The organism is Psychrosphaera sp. B3R10, from assembly GCF_018861025.1.
Lineage (GTDB): Bacteria > Pseudomonadota > Gammaproteobacteria > Enterobacterales > Alteromonadaceae > Psychrosphaera > Psychrosphaera algicola.
This window is the reverse complement of the sequence record NZ_JAHKQH010000012.1, coordinates 1-19,148: the sequence shown is the minus strand read 5'-3', so window position 1 is coordinate 19,148 and position 19,148 is coordinate 1. Positions and strand designations below refer to the sequence as shown.

Annotated in this window: 10 protein-coding genes; 6 read left to right on the top strand and 4 right to left on the bottom strand. The window is 40.5% G+C overall.

Going from position 1 to position 19,148, the window contains the following annotated elements; translation table 11 throughout:
• Positions 1 to 9: 9 nt before the first annotated feature.
• From KO525_RS19940 to KO525_RS04755, 4 genes are read right to left on the bottom strand one after another with little or no spacing between them, the layout of a single operon-like run.
• Positions 10 to 1,182, bottom strand: a complete 1,173-nt coding sequence (locus KO525_RS19940; RefSeq protein WP_215962654.1) for a sensor histidine kinase KdpD — start codon at positions 1,180 to 1,182, stop codon at positions 10 to 12.
• Positions 1,179 to 1,880 (bottom strand): response regulator transcription factor, encoded by a 702-nt coding sequence (locus KO525_RS04765; protein WP_215962653.1) that lies wholly within the window; start codon positions 1,878 to 1,880, stop codon positions 1,179 to 1,181. The genes KO525_RS19940 and KO525_RS04765 overlap by 4 nt, the downstream gene beginning before the upstream one ends.
• The gene (locus KO525_RS04760; protein ID WP_215962652.1) at positions 1,877 to 2,260 is read right to left on the bottom strand and encodes a DUF3019 domain-containing protein; all 384 of its coding nucleotides are present in this window, start codon (positions 2,258 to 2,260) and stop codon (positions 1,877 to 1,879) included. Before KO525_RS04760 ends, KO525_RS04765 begins: the two co-directional genes overlap by 4 nt.
• Before the next feature lies 1 nt (position 2,261).
• Positions 2,262 to 3,266 carry a MipA/OmpV family protein gene (locus tag KO525_RS04755; RefSeq protein ID WP_215962651.1) on the bottom strand — a complete coding sequence of 335 codons (1,005 nt, stop codon included), beginning with the start codon at positions 3,264 to 3,266 and terminating at the stop codon, positions 2,262 to 2,264.
• A gap of 195 nt (positions 3,267 to 3,461) precedes the next feature.
• On the opposite strand from KO525_RS04755, the gene KO525_RS04750 reads away from it, so the two are divergent.
• The 6 genes from KO525_RS04750 to KO525_RS04725 form a co-directional block, all read left to right on the top strand.
• Positions 3,462 to 9,314 carry an autotransporter outer membrane beta-barrel domain-containing protein gene (locus tag KO525_RS04750; RefSeq protein WP_215962650.1) on the top strand — a complete coding sequence of 1,951 codons (5,853 nt, stop codon included), beginning with the start codon at positions 3,462 to 3,464 and terminating at the stop codon, positions 9,312 to 9,314.
• 57 nt (positions 9,315 to 9,371) lie between these two features.
• Positions 9,372 to 12,164: a TonB-dependent receptor domain-containing protein gene (locus KO525_RS04745; RefSeq protein WP_215962649.1), complete on the top strand. Its 2,793-nt coding sequence runs from the start codon at positions 9,372 to 9,374 to the stop codon at positions 12,162 to 12,164.
• Positions 12,165 to 12,213: 49 nt separating this feature from the next.
• Positions 12,214 to 14,253: a S9 family peptidase gene (locus tag KO525_RS04740; protein WP_215962648.1), complete on the top strand. Its 2,040-nt coding sequence runs from the start codon at positions 12,214 to 12,216 to the stop codon at positions 14,251 to 14,253.
• Positions 14,250 to 14,777: an energy transducer TonB gene (locus KO525_RS04735; RefSeq protein ID WP_215962647.1), complete on the top strand. Its 528-nt coding sequence runs from the start codon at positions 14,250 to 14,252 to the stop codon at positions 14,775 to 14,777. The genes KO525_RS04740 and KO525_RS04735 overlap by 4 nt, the downstream gene beginning before the upstream one ends.
• Positions 14,778 to 15,041: 264 nt before the next feature.
• Positions 15,042 to 16,304 (top strand): TIGR03032 family protein, encoded by a 1,263-nt coding sequence (locus KO525_RS04730; protein ID WP_215962646.1) that lies wholly within the window; start codon positions 15,042 to 15,044, stop codon positions 16,302 to 16,304.
• A gap of 315 nt (positions 16,305 to 16,619) precedes the next feature.
• Positions 16,620 to 19,148: thrombospondin type 3 repeat-containing protein (locus KO525_RS04725; protein WP_215962645.1), on the top strand; the 2,529-nt coding region annotated here is incomplete at its 3' end.

Below are 19,148 nucleotides of genomic sequence, written 5' to 3'. Positions count from 1 at the left end.
AAAGTTATCTTAATTTATTGGAAGTTGTATTGTCATTTTTGCACCACCCTCGGTGCTCGCATCAATCGTAAACTTGCCGTTATGCCTAAGGGCGACTTGTTTGACAATATAAAGCCCCAGGCCAAAGCCGTGATGGTTCTCGCCATTGGCACTGGATTTTTGAGTCTGTGAAAATCCCGGCCCATCGTCTACAACGATAAAATCAATATTAGACTCTGTTACCAGTATAGACACTTCAATTTTGCTTTTTGCGTAACGCAGAGCGTTATTAATTAGATTGGATAACGCGAGATCCAACTGCAAGCTATTTGCTTTAAATGTATAGTTTGAACTCGGGGGGATAAAACTTACTTGTTTTCCGGTTTCAATGTATTTATCTTCCATCTCTTCACTAAAGCGATACAGATCAATCTCTTCCATATAGTTTTCATCGGTGATTTGACTACGGCCAAATTCTAAATATTCATGGGCCAGCGTTTCTAATGCGTTAATATCGCGTTTAAATCGAGCTAATTGTTTTTCAGGAATGTCAGCCGAAATACTTTGTAAGATGAATTTCATCCGAGCGAGTGGAGTTCTTACCTCGTGAGCAATGATATTAGAAAGATCTTTGTGTAATCGTATTTGATCTAATAATTGATGGCTCATTTTATGTAATGCTTGAGCCAATGGAAATACGCTTGATTTAGGCGATGTGTTTAAGGGTTGAGAGCTGGGCTTAATGCCAAACTCAATTGCGCATTTTTGTAAATAAGCCACATCTCTAAATAATGGTCTTAATAACATTAAAAAGACTAAGGCTAAGGTGCAGTAAAAAATAAATATGCTCAAAGAATCTTTAGGTTCTTCCCATTCCTCTGCAGGCACGGGGCCCCATTGAATTACTTCTTTTTGATTCAACGCCTTAACATAATAACTGTTTACACCTACCGAATAGGCAATGATTTCGTTTTGTTCTAAAGAATCTTGTAATTCTAATGGTAATTGGATATTCGCTTTTTCAATGATTTTAAATTCGGCAGAAGTGTTATTTTGCAAGCCTGTAAATATGTCGTCTACATTAACTGTATGGTAGAGCGGGGGGGCAAAGTAGACTTTATATAATTGAGTAAAACTTATAATAAATAAGCAGGCGACAACAAAAAATAATACGTAAAAACGTAGGAAGTTATTTTGTTTCACCGGATATGAGCCCAGTAGTTAAAGATGTATCCTTTATTGCGAATGGATTCGATAGACAATTCTTTTTTACCAATGGATTCCATTTTTTTTCTAAAGCGACTCACTCTTAAATCAGCAGAGCGGTCAACGCCATCATAAGCCCGACCTATCAAGTCTAAGAAGATAACTTCTCTGCTTATCACATTGTCTCCATGCGCGACAAAAAACCAGATTAACTCAAACTCTTGGTTCGTCAATTTGATATTTACATCGTTGTAATCCATTTGTTTGTGTAAGTTATCAAGTTTTAGATCACCAATGTGAATAATATCACCTGCCGCCGCGGGATGAGAATGTCTCAAATGGGCTCTAATGCGTGCTAATAGTAAGACGGGTTCAACTGGCTTTACGATATAATCGCATGCACCTGAGTTTAACCCTGTTATTTGCGAGTCATTGTCGGACAAGGCAGTTAAAAACAAGACGGGTAACTGAACTGGTAATGCCAATTGCTCTATTAATTCAAAGCCTTGAATGTCAGGCAGATTCACATCACAAATAATTAAGTCAAATGAATTGGCGTTTAGAGCGGCTCTCGCTTCTTCACCCGTTTCAACCCACGTCGTTACAAACTCAAAGTCATCTAAATACTCTTTGGTCAGCTCAGCAAGTGGCTGGTCATCTTCGATAAGTAATAAGTTAAATTTTGTCTCGTTCAAAATAGTACCCATCCTAAATTTCGCCTAGGGCGAGTTTTTTTAGCTTTAATTTTGGCAACACTTAACAATTGAGCTGCTAACAATTCGTCATTTTTGTCTTTAATCTGCAAATATGTACTTTCAGTTAACGGCAAAGAATATCGTTTTAATAATTTATCGGTTTGAACAAAGCAGTCAACAAAATGGGGGTCGTCGATTACAATACAAAAGTCGGTCACGTCTTGGAATTCGACTTTGATATTAAACTCTAATTGGCAATGCTCTTTACCAATATGTGTGACACACATTTCCGGTGAAATCGCCAAAACATTTGGTTTTTCAACCCCATAGGCGTTAACTACAAAACATGTCAAAAATACAATTAGAGCAAATCTATTCACGTTAATACCTATAACTAAAGCCGACAAATGTTGAAGTGAAATTGTCTTTTTCAACAAGAGGGGAGGTAGTTAAATTACTATCGAGCCAGCTGTGCCTAAGTAAAAACTTCATAGAAAAATGTTTGTTAAATGGGTAGCTTAGATATAGTTCTGCCGATTTATTAATCGCATTGCCCAAAGAAAGGTTTTCACCAAGAAAAAACTCACCGGGATGCAGTTTATAATAGTAATCAATTAAATCATGTGTCTTATAAATAACGCTGGCACTTACCGCAGTGGTCACTTTATCCCATACTTTCATATGACGGACCTTAAAACTGGCTTCCTGCCCGTCATGCACACCACTTATATCCGTACTTACAATGAATTTGGCATCCCAATTTTGAAAACGATACGAGGTCACGAATCCCCCCATGTAACTTAAATCGCGATCAATTTCGTCAAATTCTCTTTCCATTGGAAATCTATCACGCCCACCGAGCGGTCGGTTGACGGAAAAATCTAAAATGCTCGAAATTGTTAGTTTTTCAAGACCATCTAGTTCAAAAAAGTAGCCATCATCATTGAAGTAGCTAAATACATCGATGATAAAGTTGTCGGTTTCTAATAAGGAATAACCCATCACAAAATTTTCAAGATAGAACCTTTCACCGTAATAGCTGAACTCCGGTAAAACATAAACTTGTAGGTCATTTCTCGCGGCAAGTGGGTTTTCTACTACGCCATATCCTGCAGAAATCTGAAAGTTGAACTCATTGGTAACAATGGAATAGGGCCCTGTATCGTCGATTTTAGTTAGGGCGCTATCGAAGGCCGCATAACCGCCATTTAAGGCAAGTTCCACTTCAGCGATATCAACCGGTTTTGGCTCAGACTCAGGAATAATGGGCTGATTTGGCGCCTGTTTTGGTTCTGGTTGGTTTGTATTTGTAGCAAGTACAGTGGTTGAAAATATAAAACCGAAACAAGCCAATAGAAAACATCTATTAGTCGATGAAACTTTCATAGTTAATAAATAAAGTTCTTAAAATGATGACCTGAGTCTACCCCTATTTTATAGAAGAGGACAAGCCCCCCGTACAATTCGGTACATAAATGCTTTGGATATTTTGCGCACGCTCTTGTTTAATCCTGCAATCGAATAATTGTTATTCATTAATTCATATAACTAGTAAAACCAAATCTAGTAAGGATTTTAAGTATGTCTCAAACACAAAGTATTCCTTCCGTTCATAGGAAGTTAACTAATGCCATTCGGCATGCGTTATTTACTTCTGTCGCGGTTTCAAGCTCGTTGGCATTTGCCCCTGCAGCGTTAGCTCAAAATATTACACCGCCAGCAACAACTGTGGGTGAAGTGAGTGCGGCAACTAGCAAATCCGTGCAGGATGAAACCGTAGGCTTTGCCGTCGCAGATTTAACTAAAGTTGCGGCAAATGACGGCTTAATTGATCCAATCGACATTCATGAAACTGGCACTGAAGAAGTGTACATCGGAAATTCAGGTGATATTGAAGCAGGAAATGCGGAAGTTGTTGGAGCAGATCAATACGAAAAGACTTACACAGATGTTGGTTTCACAGAATCTTTGGCGACACAATTAGGAGTGAATCCTGCTCAATTTGTGGTTATCGGAACGATGGATACTGCAGCTAATGGTATTCAGGTTTCGTTATTAAACCCTGCACAAAGAGATTTACAAATAGAAGCGATCAATGCGGATGATAGCCTTACAGATGAAGAAAAATCTGAACAAGTCGCAGCGCTTTTAGCTGAACCAGCCTGGGATAATGTTGATGAACATTTAGCAGTTACTTTTGGTGCTGATGTAACGCCAGACCAAGTAATAGCTGAATTAGAAAGTGCTGGATTTGTTTTGTCTGATGAAGAGAAAACTGGCATAGCTGAACGTATGGATAACTATGATAGTCGCGAAGATATCACTATTGTGGTTGCCCCAGAAGGAGCCTTAACAACTAAAGATTCTATTGGAATTACCGCCAGCTCAGAAGCTGGGGATATCCTGATCGAAAATTCGGGTGACATTACGGTTGGCTCTGGTGACTCAGTGACCTATTTAATTGATGGAACAGTTGAAATTAAAACTGGTTTCTCACAAATCGACACCTTCGATAAAAATGATGATGGTCTAGATGATACCGCCATTATGGCTTATGGCAGAAGACTACATTCACCTGCCGGTGTTAATACCCTGACGGTTAGTGCTACAGGTGTCGAAGTTGCATCTGTATCGGGTAATATTGAAGTAGTAAATGACGGTGCAATCACGATAGGAGACAGAGCTAAAGGTATCAGTGTCAGTACTCAAACTGGTGATGTGCTTATCGAAAATACAGGAGATTTATCGACTGGCTATAACGCACAAGCTATTTCTGTGGGGACTGGCTCAGTAGTTAAAGATGTATTCCAATACGATCACACATGGTCAGAAACTGAAACAGTTGATGTTAATGGCAATGAGCAAAAGGTTACTCGTGAGCACATTTATAATGACATTACGTTTTATAATGTGGATAGCAGTGATACAGAAGTGACCATTACCAATGATGGCGCGTTAACTGTAGGTGCGGGGAGTAACGGCGTATTTGGTCACAATCCATCGGGTGACTCTGTGGATATTACCAATTCTGGTGATGTTACTTTGACAGAGGGGACTGGTGGCGGCGCTATCGTAGCGTCAACCGTTAACCTTGCAAACTCTTATTACAATGAAATAGACGAAGCTCAAAACAAAACAGTTGTTGCTGACGGGGCTGTGCAAATAGGGACTAAATTTGTAGATAACGAAGCAGTAAAAATATACTCAGAAGTAACCTATAAATATTACCATAACGTTCGCGAATATATAGGTGATAGAGGGGATATAGAAATCACCAATAATGGTGATTTAGATTTGAGTTTAGCCAATTCGGCGGTTGGTATATATGCGGCGGGTAATGGTTCCACCACTATTGTTAATAATGGTGAGTTAAAAATTAGTCGGGACTCCGTTGGTATTATGTCATCAGGTTTAGGTGAGACTTATGTTAACAGCCAAGGTGATATTGAGTTACTGGAAACAGGTTCTGTTGCAATCAACATAAATCATGTTGCAACTATGAGTACGAGTAATTTAGAAGTTGGTGCTGTTGGTGTTAATGCTGATGTTATCGCTCAGTTCGCTGGTCAAGGTGAAGGGGACGCTTTACTGGTCAGTAGTGGCGACATAATACTGACAGAAGATAATACAACACCTGAGCATACATTGTATGTGTATAACAATGCGGGTGAAAAAATCGCTTTAGCAGAAGTGCCATTAACTACAACCGGTATTCAGCTAACTGCAATGGGGGCTAACGTTTCCAGCAATGCAACGATAGCTGCTCATTATGGACGTGGCGATGACGAGGTTCTCGGTGCGAGTAGTGTCATATTCTCTAAATCTACCATTATTAATGACGGTAATATCAAATTAGGCGATAAATCTAACGCTATTTCAGTTAAACAAAAGTTTGGTGAAGTCGAAGTTATAAATAATGGAACCATTGAAGTAGGCAAGGGGTTCCACCATAACGCGCCTGAAACATATAACGCATTTTGGACGTACTCTCACGGCATCCGCGCAAGTAATACTACGGTTGAAGGTTTTGCAAGTCATCGAATTATTAACTCTGAAACTGGGGTTATTATTACTGGTGATTTAGGTCAGGGCATCTTTTCTCAAAGCTGGCACGGTCCGTCGTATGTCAAAAATGATGGTTATGTAAAAGTTGGAAATGGCCATACAGTAGGTCCTGCTGAAGGAGGACGAGACAGTTATAACTATCGCCAATCAGGTGGCATCACTTCAGCAGTTGCTGGTGGTTTAGATGCGTATTCTGTGGCCATTAATAATGGCGAAATAGTGACTGGTGAAATGGCTCACGGTATTTTTGTTTCCAACGTAAGTACGACAAAAGAAAATTTCGAAAACGTTGAATATGATTATACAGCCTCTGCTAAAAACTATGGAACTGTCACAACAGGTGATAATGCAAATGGCATGGCAATCTTTGGCTTGTATGCTTACGGGCTAAATGAAGGGGATATTACCATTGGTGATAATGGCCCTAACGATAACAACTTTGACTTCTTCCAGCGTGGAGCTGGTATGCGTGCTTTGGGCAATGCATGGAGTGAACAAAGTGGTGGAGTCCAAAGTGCGTTGCTTAATAAAGGTTCAATTACCGGTGGCGAAAACGTTGCTGGAATGGAGAACCGTGCTGTATTTGCCGGCACGATTAACTTCGGTCAAGGTATCATTGAAACCGGTGACGACTCATTTGGAATGAGCACGGTAGGTCTTTATCAAGCGTATACCGTAAATGCAGGTGAAATTAATGTAGGTAATGGATCCGACGGCATGAGAGCAGAATCTTATGCATCAAACGCTATAAATGTTGGTGACTTACAAGTTGGAAACCAAAGTTCAGGAATGCATACTTTAGGTTTATCTGGCACTACCTACAATGGAGGTACTATTACTGGTGGCGAAAATTCAAACGGTATCAGTATAGAGTCAATTGCCATAGCCAACACAGAATTTGACAGCCCGTTAACTAAATATACCTATGACGAAAATAATGAAAAAGTTACGCTAACTATATATACAAGAGTTAATGGAGAAGATGGAACTCCATTAGTTGTTGTGGCGGATGATGATGGTATTTTTACGTATTCAGATGATTCTGGTGAAAAATATTCAACACAAAAAATAGTAGACGAAAATGGCAATGCAATCTTAACCAATGACGGTTTAGAGCAAGCCTATATTATTCGTTCAGTAAACCGTTCTCAGGTCCGTTTAGGCTCAATATCTCAACAAAATACGAATAATAACGGCACCATCAATGCGACCAATGGTATCTCTATTTCTGGTGATAATAAGCGCCTAAGCTCAGGTAACTCGGCGACAGGTGTTGAATTAGCCTTCGCTGATAAAGCGACATTGGCTACCGCTTATAATGATGGTGTGATCAATGCAGTTGAGTCAGGGATCGTAGTCGAAAATCTTACCCAAGCATTGCTAGTTAACCGCAATGAAATTAATTCTGATATTGGTATTAAAGTTTCAGTTAATTCAATTAACGAAACTGAAGAGTCCACTTTATCTTTCAGCCCAGTTTTGATTAACGGAGAAGAATCAATTGTATTTGTTGAAGATGCAAATGGTGATCTCGTTTCAACTGTAGAAATGGCTCCAGATATGGTTGAGCTTCGCGATGAAAATGGTTTCTTGATGCTAGACCAATTTGGTGACCAAATCATGGTCCAAGAGTGGGAAACTGTCACAGTTGATGCTGTAAACGCTATTGCTCAAGTTGGAAATGAGGGCGTTATCAACGCTCGAGTGGGGGTGCAAGCTCATATAGACGGTGCAGAAGTTGGTAATGGCAGTTTATCTATCGTCAACTCTGGTCAAATGTTAGCTACCGAAAAAGCTGTCATGGTTACAGGCGATGTTAATACAACTATTTTTAATAGCGGTGTTATTACAGGTGATATAACCACAACTGATGGTGATGATGTATTTGATAATAATTTGAACGCGGCAAGAACGGCTGCTGGTCAAGTCGTATTAGAAAATAATACATTTGATTTTGGTGCTGGTACTAACGTTTTCAATAACACGTTCGGTGATATTTCATTTGCTGGCAATAACGTCATTAACCTTGGTGAGTCTGGCGAAATGAACCATTACTCAGCGACAGACAGTTATGTTTCTATTACTTCGATAAACGGTAGCTCGTCTGATGAATTACGAGTTATAGGTGACATGAACTTCTTAACTACTGGCACAAATGCAGGTTTAGTGATGTTAGAAGTTGGCATGGACGGTAATGACCAATTTATCATCGAAGGAGATTTAAAAGTTGGTACTGAGCAACCTGATGGAGAGTTTTATGCGCGTAGCTTAAATGTGGCAATTGCTCCGGCAGGCCAATTGAAAGGTGAAGCGAGTTATATCTTACTTTCAAATGACGAAGCTGATGGAGCATTAGTAACGGCAACTGGTGAACAAACACTGAAAGACATTTCATTTGCAGGCGCAACAGGCTCGTTTGCAGGAACAATTGTTGATACTGAAGAAGTCGAAGAGAACGGACAGCAAGTACTTAAAGTATCGTTTGGTTTGTCTTCATTAGGTGCAACGGCTAGCAGTATCTCTCATATGGCGTCAAATTACTGGGCACAGAGTGTTGGAAATCACTTCACACGCCGAAGTGATAGTTCTGATGGCTTTAGCGCAACAGTTGATTCATTCCATACTGATTCTGACATGGCCGTGGCCGGTGATGTTGCAGCACAAGACTTAACGTTTGCTCAACGAATGAGTGGCTTAAATGTCTCAGCACAATACAAAGTATCTGACTTAACCTTCGGTTTTAGCGTTGGTCAAGGTAATGCGGATTCCTCTCAAAGTGAACAACAATCTACGGCCAGCTTAGATATGACTTCTGTAGCTATCTCAGTAGGTTACACGCTAGGTGACGTTTATTTAGATGCGGTATTAAACCAAACTAAATTTGAAGGGAAACTAACAGCATATGACTCATCAGCTCGAACAAAAGGTGAGGTGCTAGGTGGCTCAATAGAGGCAGGTTATAAGCTCGAGTTATTCGGATATAACGTCATACCACATGTTCAATTGTTAACAAGTGAAGTCAGCTCTGACGGATTTACAGATTCGACATCGGCCTATAACTATGCCTTTGACAATGATGTAAGCCAGCAAATAAAAGCAGGGGTTCACTTAGACAAATACTATGAATTATCAACAGGTTCAGTCACACCATATGCAACATTGAATGTGGTAAGTACAGCAGCTGAAAATCAAGTTATTTCTAATGATGTGTCATTCCTAAGTGACATCAGTGGTACTGGCTACCAATTTGATGCAGGTGTGAATGCAGTATTTAAAGAGTGGAGCATTAAGAGTTTGATCGGCATTTACGATGGCGAAGCAAACAAAAATGGCTTCTCAATTGGTTTCTCAGCAGGCTACCGCTGGTAAAAGGTTGGAGGGGCTTAGCCCCTCTACGGAAAAGTATTTAAGTTATTAGGATATATCATGATATTTAATAAAAAGAAGCTAGCCAGTGCAGTATCTTTATTGTTATTGGGCTCTTTGAGTTCAGTTGCCCTTGCAGCTCCAGAAACAGAAAATAAAAGTTCGGCTGATTTAACGCAAGTTGAAAAAACAAGCGATAAAAAAGTAGCGTCGAAAGAGAAAAAAGAAGATAAAACTGTAGAGCGCATCGTCATTACTGGTTCATTTATACCACGTGAAGGTTACGACGGTGCAGAGCCAATGACCATCATCGATGAAGAAGAGATGAAAGCAAAAGGGTTGTTGACAATTGCCGATGTAATCGAGTCTTTGTCAGAGAACTCAGGTTATTCAGAGGGTGATTCAGGTAACTTGTTATCGGGCTTTACCGTCGGCGCACAGGAAGCTAATTTTAGAGGATTAGGCACCGGACGTACATTGGTACTAATCAATGGTCGCCGAGTTGCAGATTACCCATTGCCATTTGGTGGAGAACAAAACGGGGTGGATTTAGGTTCAATCCCAAGAAGTGCTATTGCTCGTGTTGAATATTTAAGTTCAGGGGCATCGGCTATTTATGGTTCGGACGCCGTTGGTGGGGTACTTAACTTCATCACCAAACGAGACATGGAGCAAACGTCGATTTCAGGCTACTTCGGCGGCTTTGAAGAAGGTTATGGTGGTACAGGTAACATTTCTTTCATTAGCGGAAACGCCTGGAGTAAAGGGTCGTTAACGTACGGTATCGAAGCTTTTACTTCAAAAGCGACAAGCGCGGATGAAGTTCCATATTTACAAGACCGCCGTTATACAACGACAGCAATATCAGCCGCAGAGTATCGTGCAGGTCAAATCTCACAGGATAATCCTTACGTATCGCCAGATATGGCTTGTGAAGACATGCAAGGAAATATGACGGCATCAGAAAGCACCGGCGATGTTGGAAAACAAGCCTGTACGTATGATGGTTCTGAAGGCATTGCCATGAATTCAGATTACAACAAAGTGTCATTTTTCTTAGATGGTCGTTACGACTTTACTAATGACGTAACTGGTTTTGCAACGTTGTTAGTGTCATCGGCTCAGGCAAAAAGTTCAAATCCTTCGTTAAACTGGAACGGTTATGTCTATGGTGAACGCGGTTTACGTTCAGACCGTTTGTATGTCTCACGTCGTTCATTTGCGCCAGATTTAGGTTATTCAGAATCTGAATACAATATGGATGTTGTTACAGGTGTCGTTGGGGTTGAAGGTATTTTTGAAATGTTCAACGAAGATTGGTTATGGGATGTATCAATTTCTAACTCACGCTATGACCAAACTCAATCCAGTGATGCATTGAAAAAAGAAGCTGTTGAAGCGTGGTTGTTTGAAGGTAGTGAATATTATTCAGAAGTCGCTGAAACAACTTATGAAGTCGACAATGACTTTTTTGATGATGCCTTTGTCAATAATATTTTTAGAGACGCTTCTGCGGATCGAGATTTATTAGTGGGCCAAACTAATACTGAAGCCAGTTCAACCGCGTCGTCTTTCCAAGCTAAATTAGCAGGTTCAATATCGGATTTTGGATTGTTATATAACCCAATGCAAATGGCATTGGTGCTGGATTACAACCGTTCAACTACCGAAGTGGTGCCAGATGCACGTGCACTAGGAGAAGACGGATTGAGCTGGATGAATATCGGTTCAGTTTACGCCAAAGGTACTCGTGAACGTTATGCCGCAGGCGTTGAGTTTCGTTTACCATTAACTCAAAAGTTAGAGGTAACGTTAGCGACTCGTTATGACGAATATAACGACGACAGCTCAATCGGCGGACGTCAAACCTCCCAAGCGAAATTTGTTTATTTGTTAACGGAAGCGATAAAAATGCGTGGTGGTATGTCACAAAGTTTCCGAGCACCAGATATGTTTAATATCTACGGTGAATCAAAGGGATTCACTGGGGCGACTGATTTATTATCACCAGGTTGTTATGACGGCGAAGCATTTGTTGGGAACTGTAGCTCATCGATTATTCGTTCAACGCGCAGTGGTTCAGATAAATTGGAAGAAGAGAAAGGTTCAGAAAAAAGCATCGGTTTTGCGTATTCACCAAACTTAAATTTTGGTGTATCGATTGACTGGTGGTCAATTCGCCTGAACGACATGGTAACCAGTGAAAGTGCTTTCGACCTATTTGTAGGCGAATGGCAGTGTGAAAATGGTGAACGTAATTCAGATAGCCAATTCTGTGAAGATGTAAATTCAAGAATTCAACGTGATTCGGTAACAAATGAATTAATCGGAGTGACCATTCAACCACAAAACCAAGAATTTGTGGAAAAAGAAGGGCTTGATATTCGCGTAAACGGGAACTGGGAATCAGCCGCGTTAGGCCGTTTTGGTGCTGGTATTAGTCATTCAGCAACATTAAAACATGATTGGTTGCGTTTTGCTGGTGATGAAGTCGTTAGTTTAGTTGATGGACAACTGGGGTTATCAACGCCGAATTCGGTAACAAACTTGTACTTAACTTATTCAAATAATCTTACAGGTTTCAGACGTATTAATTCGAGCTTATTTATTCGTCGCCAGTCAGCGGTTAACAATTTCATTGGTACTAAGAAATTACCGCCATATTACACAGCTAATGCAAGCGTTAGTTACTCATTTGATAATCACTTAAATTTACAATTTGTCGTGAATAACTTAACAAATGAGATGCCTGTTACTGATGAAACAAGTCCTCGCTGGCCTTACTACTGGTCACATTTACAATCGCCATTAGGGCGTTCAGTGGCATTGTCATTTAGTTACCCATTATTCTAGAAGGATGCATTGCAGGCTGTAAAAAGCCTGCAAATGGCAGGAGAAAGAAATGAAATTTTCAAATTTAGTAAAAGCGGCAGCAGTGCTATTAGGCTTATTAAGCCTAAGTATTAAAGCTCAGGTGCCTATTGAAACATTTTTCAAAGGTGTGTCTTACGCCAATATGCGCTTATCACCAAATGGTAAGTTTTTAGCTGCTGGTAAGGTATTACCAAGTGGTGAAATGCATGCGTTTATCATAAACCGCAAAACCAATGAAATGGTTTCTGAAATGAAGTTTGCCGGAAAACTAGGTGTGAGCTCAGTAACATGGTTAAACGATAAGCGTGTCATTGTAGGTTTAGGCTTTGCGTCGGAGATGAGCGAAGGTTTTGGCGGCATTGGTCAATTACTCGGGATGGACATTGATGGCTCGCGTAAAGATATTTTATGGTCAGGTCAAACTTCGGATTACGGCGGTAATGAAGGGATGAGATTGATTGGTCCATTGGATGCTGAGAACTACTTAATCTCGGTTTATCCATCGGGCAGTGGTATGAGTAAATTCCCTTATACCTACATCTATAAATTAAACATGTATACCGGTGAAGCGACTAAGTTATATCGTTCACCAATTAGAGCGGCATCGCCAATACGTAAGAAAGATAAAGAAACGGGCGAATGGGAAGTTACCCATTGGGTAGGTAAAGCGGCAGATAGCTTTTCTTCAACAGTTGTATTAACAAAAAAAGAAGATGGTAGCTGGGAAGAAATTCGCTACGAAGAAAATGAAGGAATGCGTATTCCTAGAGGTTATAGCTCAGATGGTAAATGGTTATATGTCCGTGACACGATTAGTGCACCAACCTCAGCCGTTGTGAAAGTGAATGTCAAAACTGGCGAAGAAACAATCATTTATCGTCATCCAAAAGTTGATGTAAGCCAAATGTTTCAAGATGACAATGGTGACTTCTGGGGGGCTTTAATAAATTATGACTATCCAAAAGTAGTGATATTGGATGAAGACAACTATTACGCTCAAGTTCAATTGAAAATGGAAGCCGCGTTTCCAAATCAAGCAATTCAGATTGCTTCTAAAACGGCTGACAGCACTGAATGGTTGATTCATGTGTCGAGTGATAAACACCCAGGTAAGTATTACATATTTAATCAGTTTGACGGCTCATTGAAGTTTGTTGTTAATCGTGCCGATTGGGTCGACCCGAAAGAAATGCCAACGACGCACGCTATCCGTTTTAATGCACGAGACGGATTAGAAATAGGTGGGTATCTGACAGTTCCAAAAGGTAAAAACGCCAAAAATTTACCGCTGATTATTTTACCTCACGGTGGACCACATGGGCCAAGAGATGTATGGGGATGGAATAGTGAGCGCAATATTTTAGCAAATGCAGGTTATGCGGTATTAGCTGTGAATTATCGAGGTTCGGGCGGCTTTGGTCGAAATTTCCAATACGACTGGTATGGTCATTGGGGATTAGAGATGCAGGATGATTTAACAGATGCAACTTACTGGGCAATAAACAGCGGAATTGCAAATGTTGATCGCGTTTGTATTTACGGTGCTTCTTACGGCGGTTATGCCACATTAATGGGATTGGTTAAGGAACCTGACTTATATAAATGTGGGATTGGTTATGTTGGTGTTTATGACTTAAACGTCATGATGTACACCGGTGACGTAGCAATGCGAAAAGCAGGTAAAAACTACTTGAATTGGGCATTGGGTGATACCGAAGAAAAACGTAGAGCACAGTCTCCAGCGCCAAATGCGGAGAAAATTAATTCACCTGTCTTTTTGATGCATGGCATGTTGGATTATCGTGCTCACTTCGAAAACTATGTGGTCATGCGTGATGCTTTATTAGAACAAGATCATCGTTTTGAGACTTTGTTAATCCCGCGCGCAGGGCATGGTGCAAGAGACCAGTCATCACGTAAGCAAATATTTTGCAGAATGTTAGACTTTTTTGACCGCCACATTGGTGAAAAACCGGATCCAATGAGAGCACCAAGCACAGATTGTGATGTAGAGGGCGTAGATCCTTTACCGTTTGAGTACTTCGCAGGAAAAGGAGCATACAAATGATGAATATACGTTTCCTTGGTTTATTCGCCATCGCGTTATTTGGGTTTGCAGCTCAGGCGTCAGAACAGGTGGACTCAGAGGCGGTTATTGTTGAATGGCAAGCACCTGATTGCAGTTCTTATACGTCATATAAACGATGCAGAAATGCGGTTAAAACTGAATATCGTCGAATGCGTCAGCAAGAAATGAAATCTCAAGGGTTATCATTTTGGTATTACGAACGTCCTAGTTATAAAGGTGACAGTCAAAAAGCGTTGAAAGATGAAGTACCGGGGATGTTGACTATTGCATTTGATGTCGAGAAAGATGGCACAACATCAAATGTAAAAGTCACAGCGGTATCGTCGGAAGAAGCTAAAGTCTATGGCGAGACGTTAGTGAGTGCGATAACACAATGGACATTTGTTCCTTTGGACAACAAAGTTGAGGGCGTGACATGGCGCACCGAGTTGTTCTTTGAGGAGGAGGCTTGCAAGGATAAGCCAAAAGAAGGAGTAGAAAAAAAGGAATGTTACTCCGATTAACATAGTGAAAATCATCAAAACCCAGCATATGCTGGGTTTTGTGTTTTCGGCAAATAAGCTTGTAGTGACCTTCTTTTAATTCGAGCCTTGGTATTGGAACGCGTTAAACAGATAAGTATGGCATCAAACGATTGTACAAATTGCTACTTAAAATGACGGTTTCGACGGCTGTATGCTATTTAATCACTACGTTGCTTGATATAGAATCGTTGACACTAAAATTGTGTAAGTGCTTAAAGGCCAATAAAGGCCTGGAGATTATCAATGCCTGAGCTAAAAAATAAAGAAGCAGAACTAACAACGAAGCCCGTTAAAAAGGCAGCATCAAAAGCGACGGCAAAAAGAACGTCAGCAAAACAAGCATCTACAAAAAAAGTAGCATCGACTAAAAAAGCGACCGCTAAAGCAAATGATAAAACCGATCAAGTTGTTGATTTGCCAGCGTCGGATGAAAATCAGAATACTGAACAACCAGCGCAGGAGCCGGTTACAAAGTCGTGCTCTAAAGGTTTATCGAAATGGATTGTTCGCAATAACATGTCTTTGGCATTTACCTCTTATCAATCGGGACGAGTCTACTTTGTAGGTGCAGATCCAGAAGGTAGGGTGTCATTCCATGAACGCGTTTTCCAACGAGCTATGGGTATTGTTGGTAACGAACAACGCATCTATATGGGCGGTCTTTATCAAGTTTGGCGTTTTGAAAATGTATTACAGGCAGGTCAAGTTGCCAACAAGATGTTTGATAAATGTTACGTCCCACGTAATGCCCAATTTACCGGTGAAATAGACATTCATGAATTAGGGATCCAAAAAGACGGTACAATTGTATTTGTGAATACAAAATATAATTGTTTAGCCGTTCCTTCAATAACACATAGCTTTAAAGCTATCTGGAAACCAGAGTTTATTTCTAAATTGGTACCAGAAGATCGTTGCCATTTAAATGGTTTGGCAATGGTAGATAGCAAACCTAAATACGTAACAGCAGTATGTAAGTCGGACACAATCGATGGTTGGCGTGAGCGCCGTCACGATGGTGGCATTATTATTGATATAGAAACCAATGAAATTGTTTGTGAAGGGTTATCAATGCCGCATTCCCCTCGTTGGCATGAGGGCAAGTTATGGGTGCTTAATTCTGGCACAGGTTATTTAGGTTATGTTGACTTTGAGCAAAAGAAATTTGTTCCTCATACCTTTGTACCTGGTTTCGCTCGCGGCTTAGGACTTCATGGTAATTTTGCCGTGGTGGGTTTGTCTAAACCTAGATATGAACGTTTTGAAGGATTAGATTTGGATAAAGCCTTAGCTGATAAAGATTCAACAGCATGGTGTGGATTGCAAATCATAAACTTAACCACTGGATCTGTAGAAGAATGGATCCGACTAGACGGTCCAATTTCTGAATTATTTGACTTAACATTGCTCCCAAATGTTAGGTGTCCGATGGCAATTGGACAGCAAAATCAAGAAAACCTATCAATGGTTACATTTGAACACGAGACATTAAAGACTTCCGTTTAAAGACTAATCCCAGCCTAAACAGAAGAGCGTCGCCGGGTAGGCATAACTACCCGGCTTTTTTATTTATACCTACTCAAAAATGCCTAATCCACTATTCAGCGTCATTTAGAACACCTGCTTTTTTCCAAAATTTCTTATTGTACAAAATGCTACACAACACGTTTGGACTCTGCTTGTTAACTTATATAAAACACTAGTATGGCTAAATATTTATCAATTTTTAAAGTTTTGATGAATTAACGGTTTTAAGCGATAGAAAGCGATATTTAGCCCTATTAACAACAAACCGGTACAAAAAGATACTGGGTAATTCACATGAATACGGAGCACGTAATGCAAGGTATAGACAACAACTTTAAGCGATCTGTTGTAGCTGCAAGTTTGGCTACAGTTTTATCTACAGGCGCTAATGCGGCAACAGCACCAGAGCCAGTTATGGTTCCATCAATAAACTCTGGAAACGCCAATGGTAGTTCAATTAGTAATATCGTTACTTTAGGTGACAAAATCTATTTTAGAGGTATTCATGCAGAAGATGGGTACGCTTTTTGGCGAGCTAACTACGATGGCTCTTCCCCGGAAAAATTATCAACGACCTACTCTGAAGATGTTGCGGTTCGACCTGATAACTTAATTAGTTATAACGGGAAGATTTATTATCAAGGTATTATAGAGAGTTCTGGGATCTCTACTAAAAATGCCATGTTTGAGTATGATCCAATAACGAATACGATTACGGATTTAGATCTTAATCCTGGTGATTCTTTTAATTATAGCGACACTTTCAAAAACCCATATGTCTACAATGGCAAGCTCTATTTCTCCGCCCAAACAGGCGAGACTCGCCCAGTTCCATCCACAACATCTATTACGGGTGATTATGAACTTTGGGTAAAAGATGGTGATGCAGCGCCAGTTAGATTAGCCGACATTAATTTAGGTGAAGAACCTTCAAATCCTAATTACTTCACAGCTTACAAAGGTAAATTGTATTTCCAAGGCCGCACCGCTAGTCAAGGTGTTGAGTTAATGGTTTATGATGATTCTCAGCCTGTTGAAGCCGGTATTAACCCTTCAGTAGTATTTGATTTACCTGGTCAAGATAGCAATAGTAATCCTAATTCAAGTTCTCCAGCTGAATTGGTTGTTTATAACAACGCTTTATACTTCACAGCGACAATGGAAGAAGCGACTGGTAAAGAAATTTATTTCTATACAGGTGAAGGCGAGCCCACTCTATTGAGTAATGTTACTAGCGAGGGACAAACAGAAGCTCCGTCAAAATTGACTGTTTATGCAGGTCACTTATTATTCACGGCGGGTACAGGAATTAATAGTGGTTCAAGAATTTGGATTTACAACTCGTTAAATAGTGCACCAGAATTATTGTCAAATAAGATACCAGGTGCAACTCAAGTTGAAGACGCAAATCACTTTACGGTTTACCACGACCGTTTATATTTTGAAGGCAATCAAGGCAACTTTAAAGATTCGTTATGGGTGATGGATGGAATTTCATCGCCAACGTTAGTGACTGACTTTAACCCGGTTAATATTGATGAAAATGATAATTTAGTTAGTGAGCAAGTGTCGGCGCTAACAGTAGCCAATGGCCGCTTATATTTCTCTGCAAATGCGGGACAAGGGCAAGAGTTATATATCATTGACGAGTTCTTAGATAGCGATGGTGACTTAGTTCGTGATGAACTAGATGCGTATCCAAATGACCCAACTCGTTCACAGTTTGATGAAGGAGAGGGTGGTAGCTTTTTAGATAGCGACGGGGACGGTGTTCTTGACCATCTAGATTGGGCTCCGAATGATGCTTCTGAATCGAAAGATAGTGATGGAGATGGTGTTGGTAACAACGCTGATGCCTTCCCGTTCGACAAAACTGAAACGGTAGATACCGATGGAGATGGTATTGGTGATAATGCCGATCCATTCCCAGAAAGTGCCGATTCGTTTGATTCAGACGGCGATGGTGTATTAGATGTGGTAGACGCATTTCCTTTAGACCCAACTGAAACCATGGATAGTGATGGCGACGGTATTGGTGATAATACGGACAAATTCCCTCAAGACGCTATGTACCATGCTGATGCTGACAATGATGGTGTAGCTGACTCTTTAGATGCTTTCCCTACAGATGAAAATGAGTCAGTCGACTCGGATGGTGACGGTGTAGGTGACAATGCAGATAAATTTCCGAACGATAAAGCAGCCTCAATAGATACCGATGGAGATGGTTATCCAGATTCGATAGTTGCAGATATAGCAACTGATTTAGTCGTTGATTCATTTCCAGATGATGCAACTGAATTTGTCGATACTGACCAAGATGGAGTGGGTGATAATGCGGATGGCTTCCCCACAGATAATACTAAGTCAGCAGACTTAGATCGTGATGGAATCGAAGATTTAGTAGATACAGATCAAGACGGTGACGGTTACAGTGATGAACTGGAGCTGGAATTTGGCTCAGATCCAATTGTTGCAAGTTCAATCCCTTATCAAAAAATTGAATTGGCCTCAGATATTCGTGCAGGGTCAAGTTCAAGCACGCCTAAATACTTTACCGAATTTAATGGTAAGACGTATTTCCAAGCCAACGGTGGCACAAACGGCATTGAGCTGTATGTCTATGACGGTACGTCAACGGAGTTAGTATTTGATATCCGAACTGGCACAAGCTCAAGTAGCCCTGTTGAGTTGGTTGTCAATGCAACTGGCGATACGATGTACTTTGTGGCCAGCGACGGTACTGATAAGGCGCTTTGGTCACTAAGTGATGTTGATGGTGCCGTGCCAGTTAAAGTGGCTGCATTTGCAACAACCGCAGAT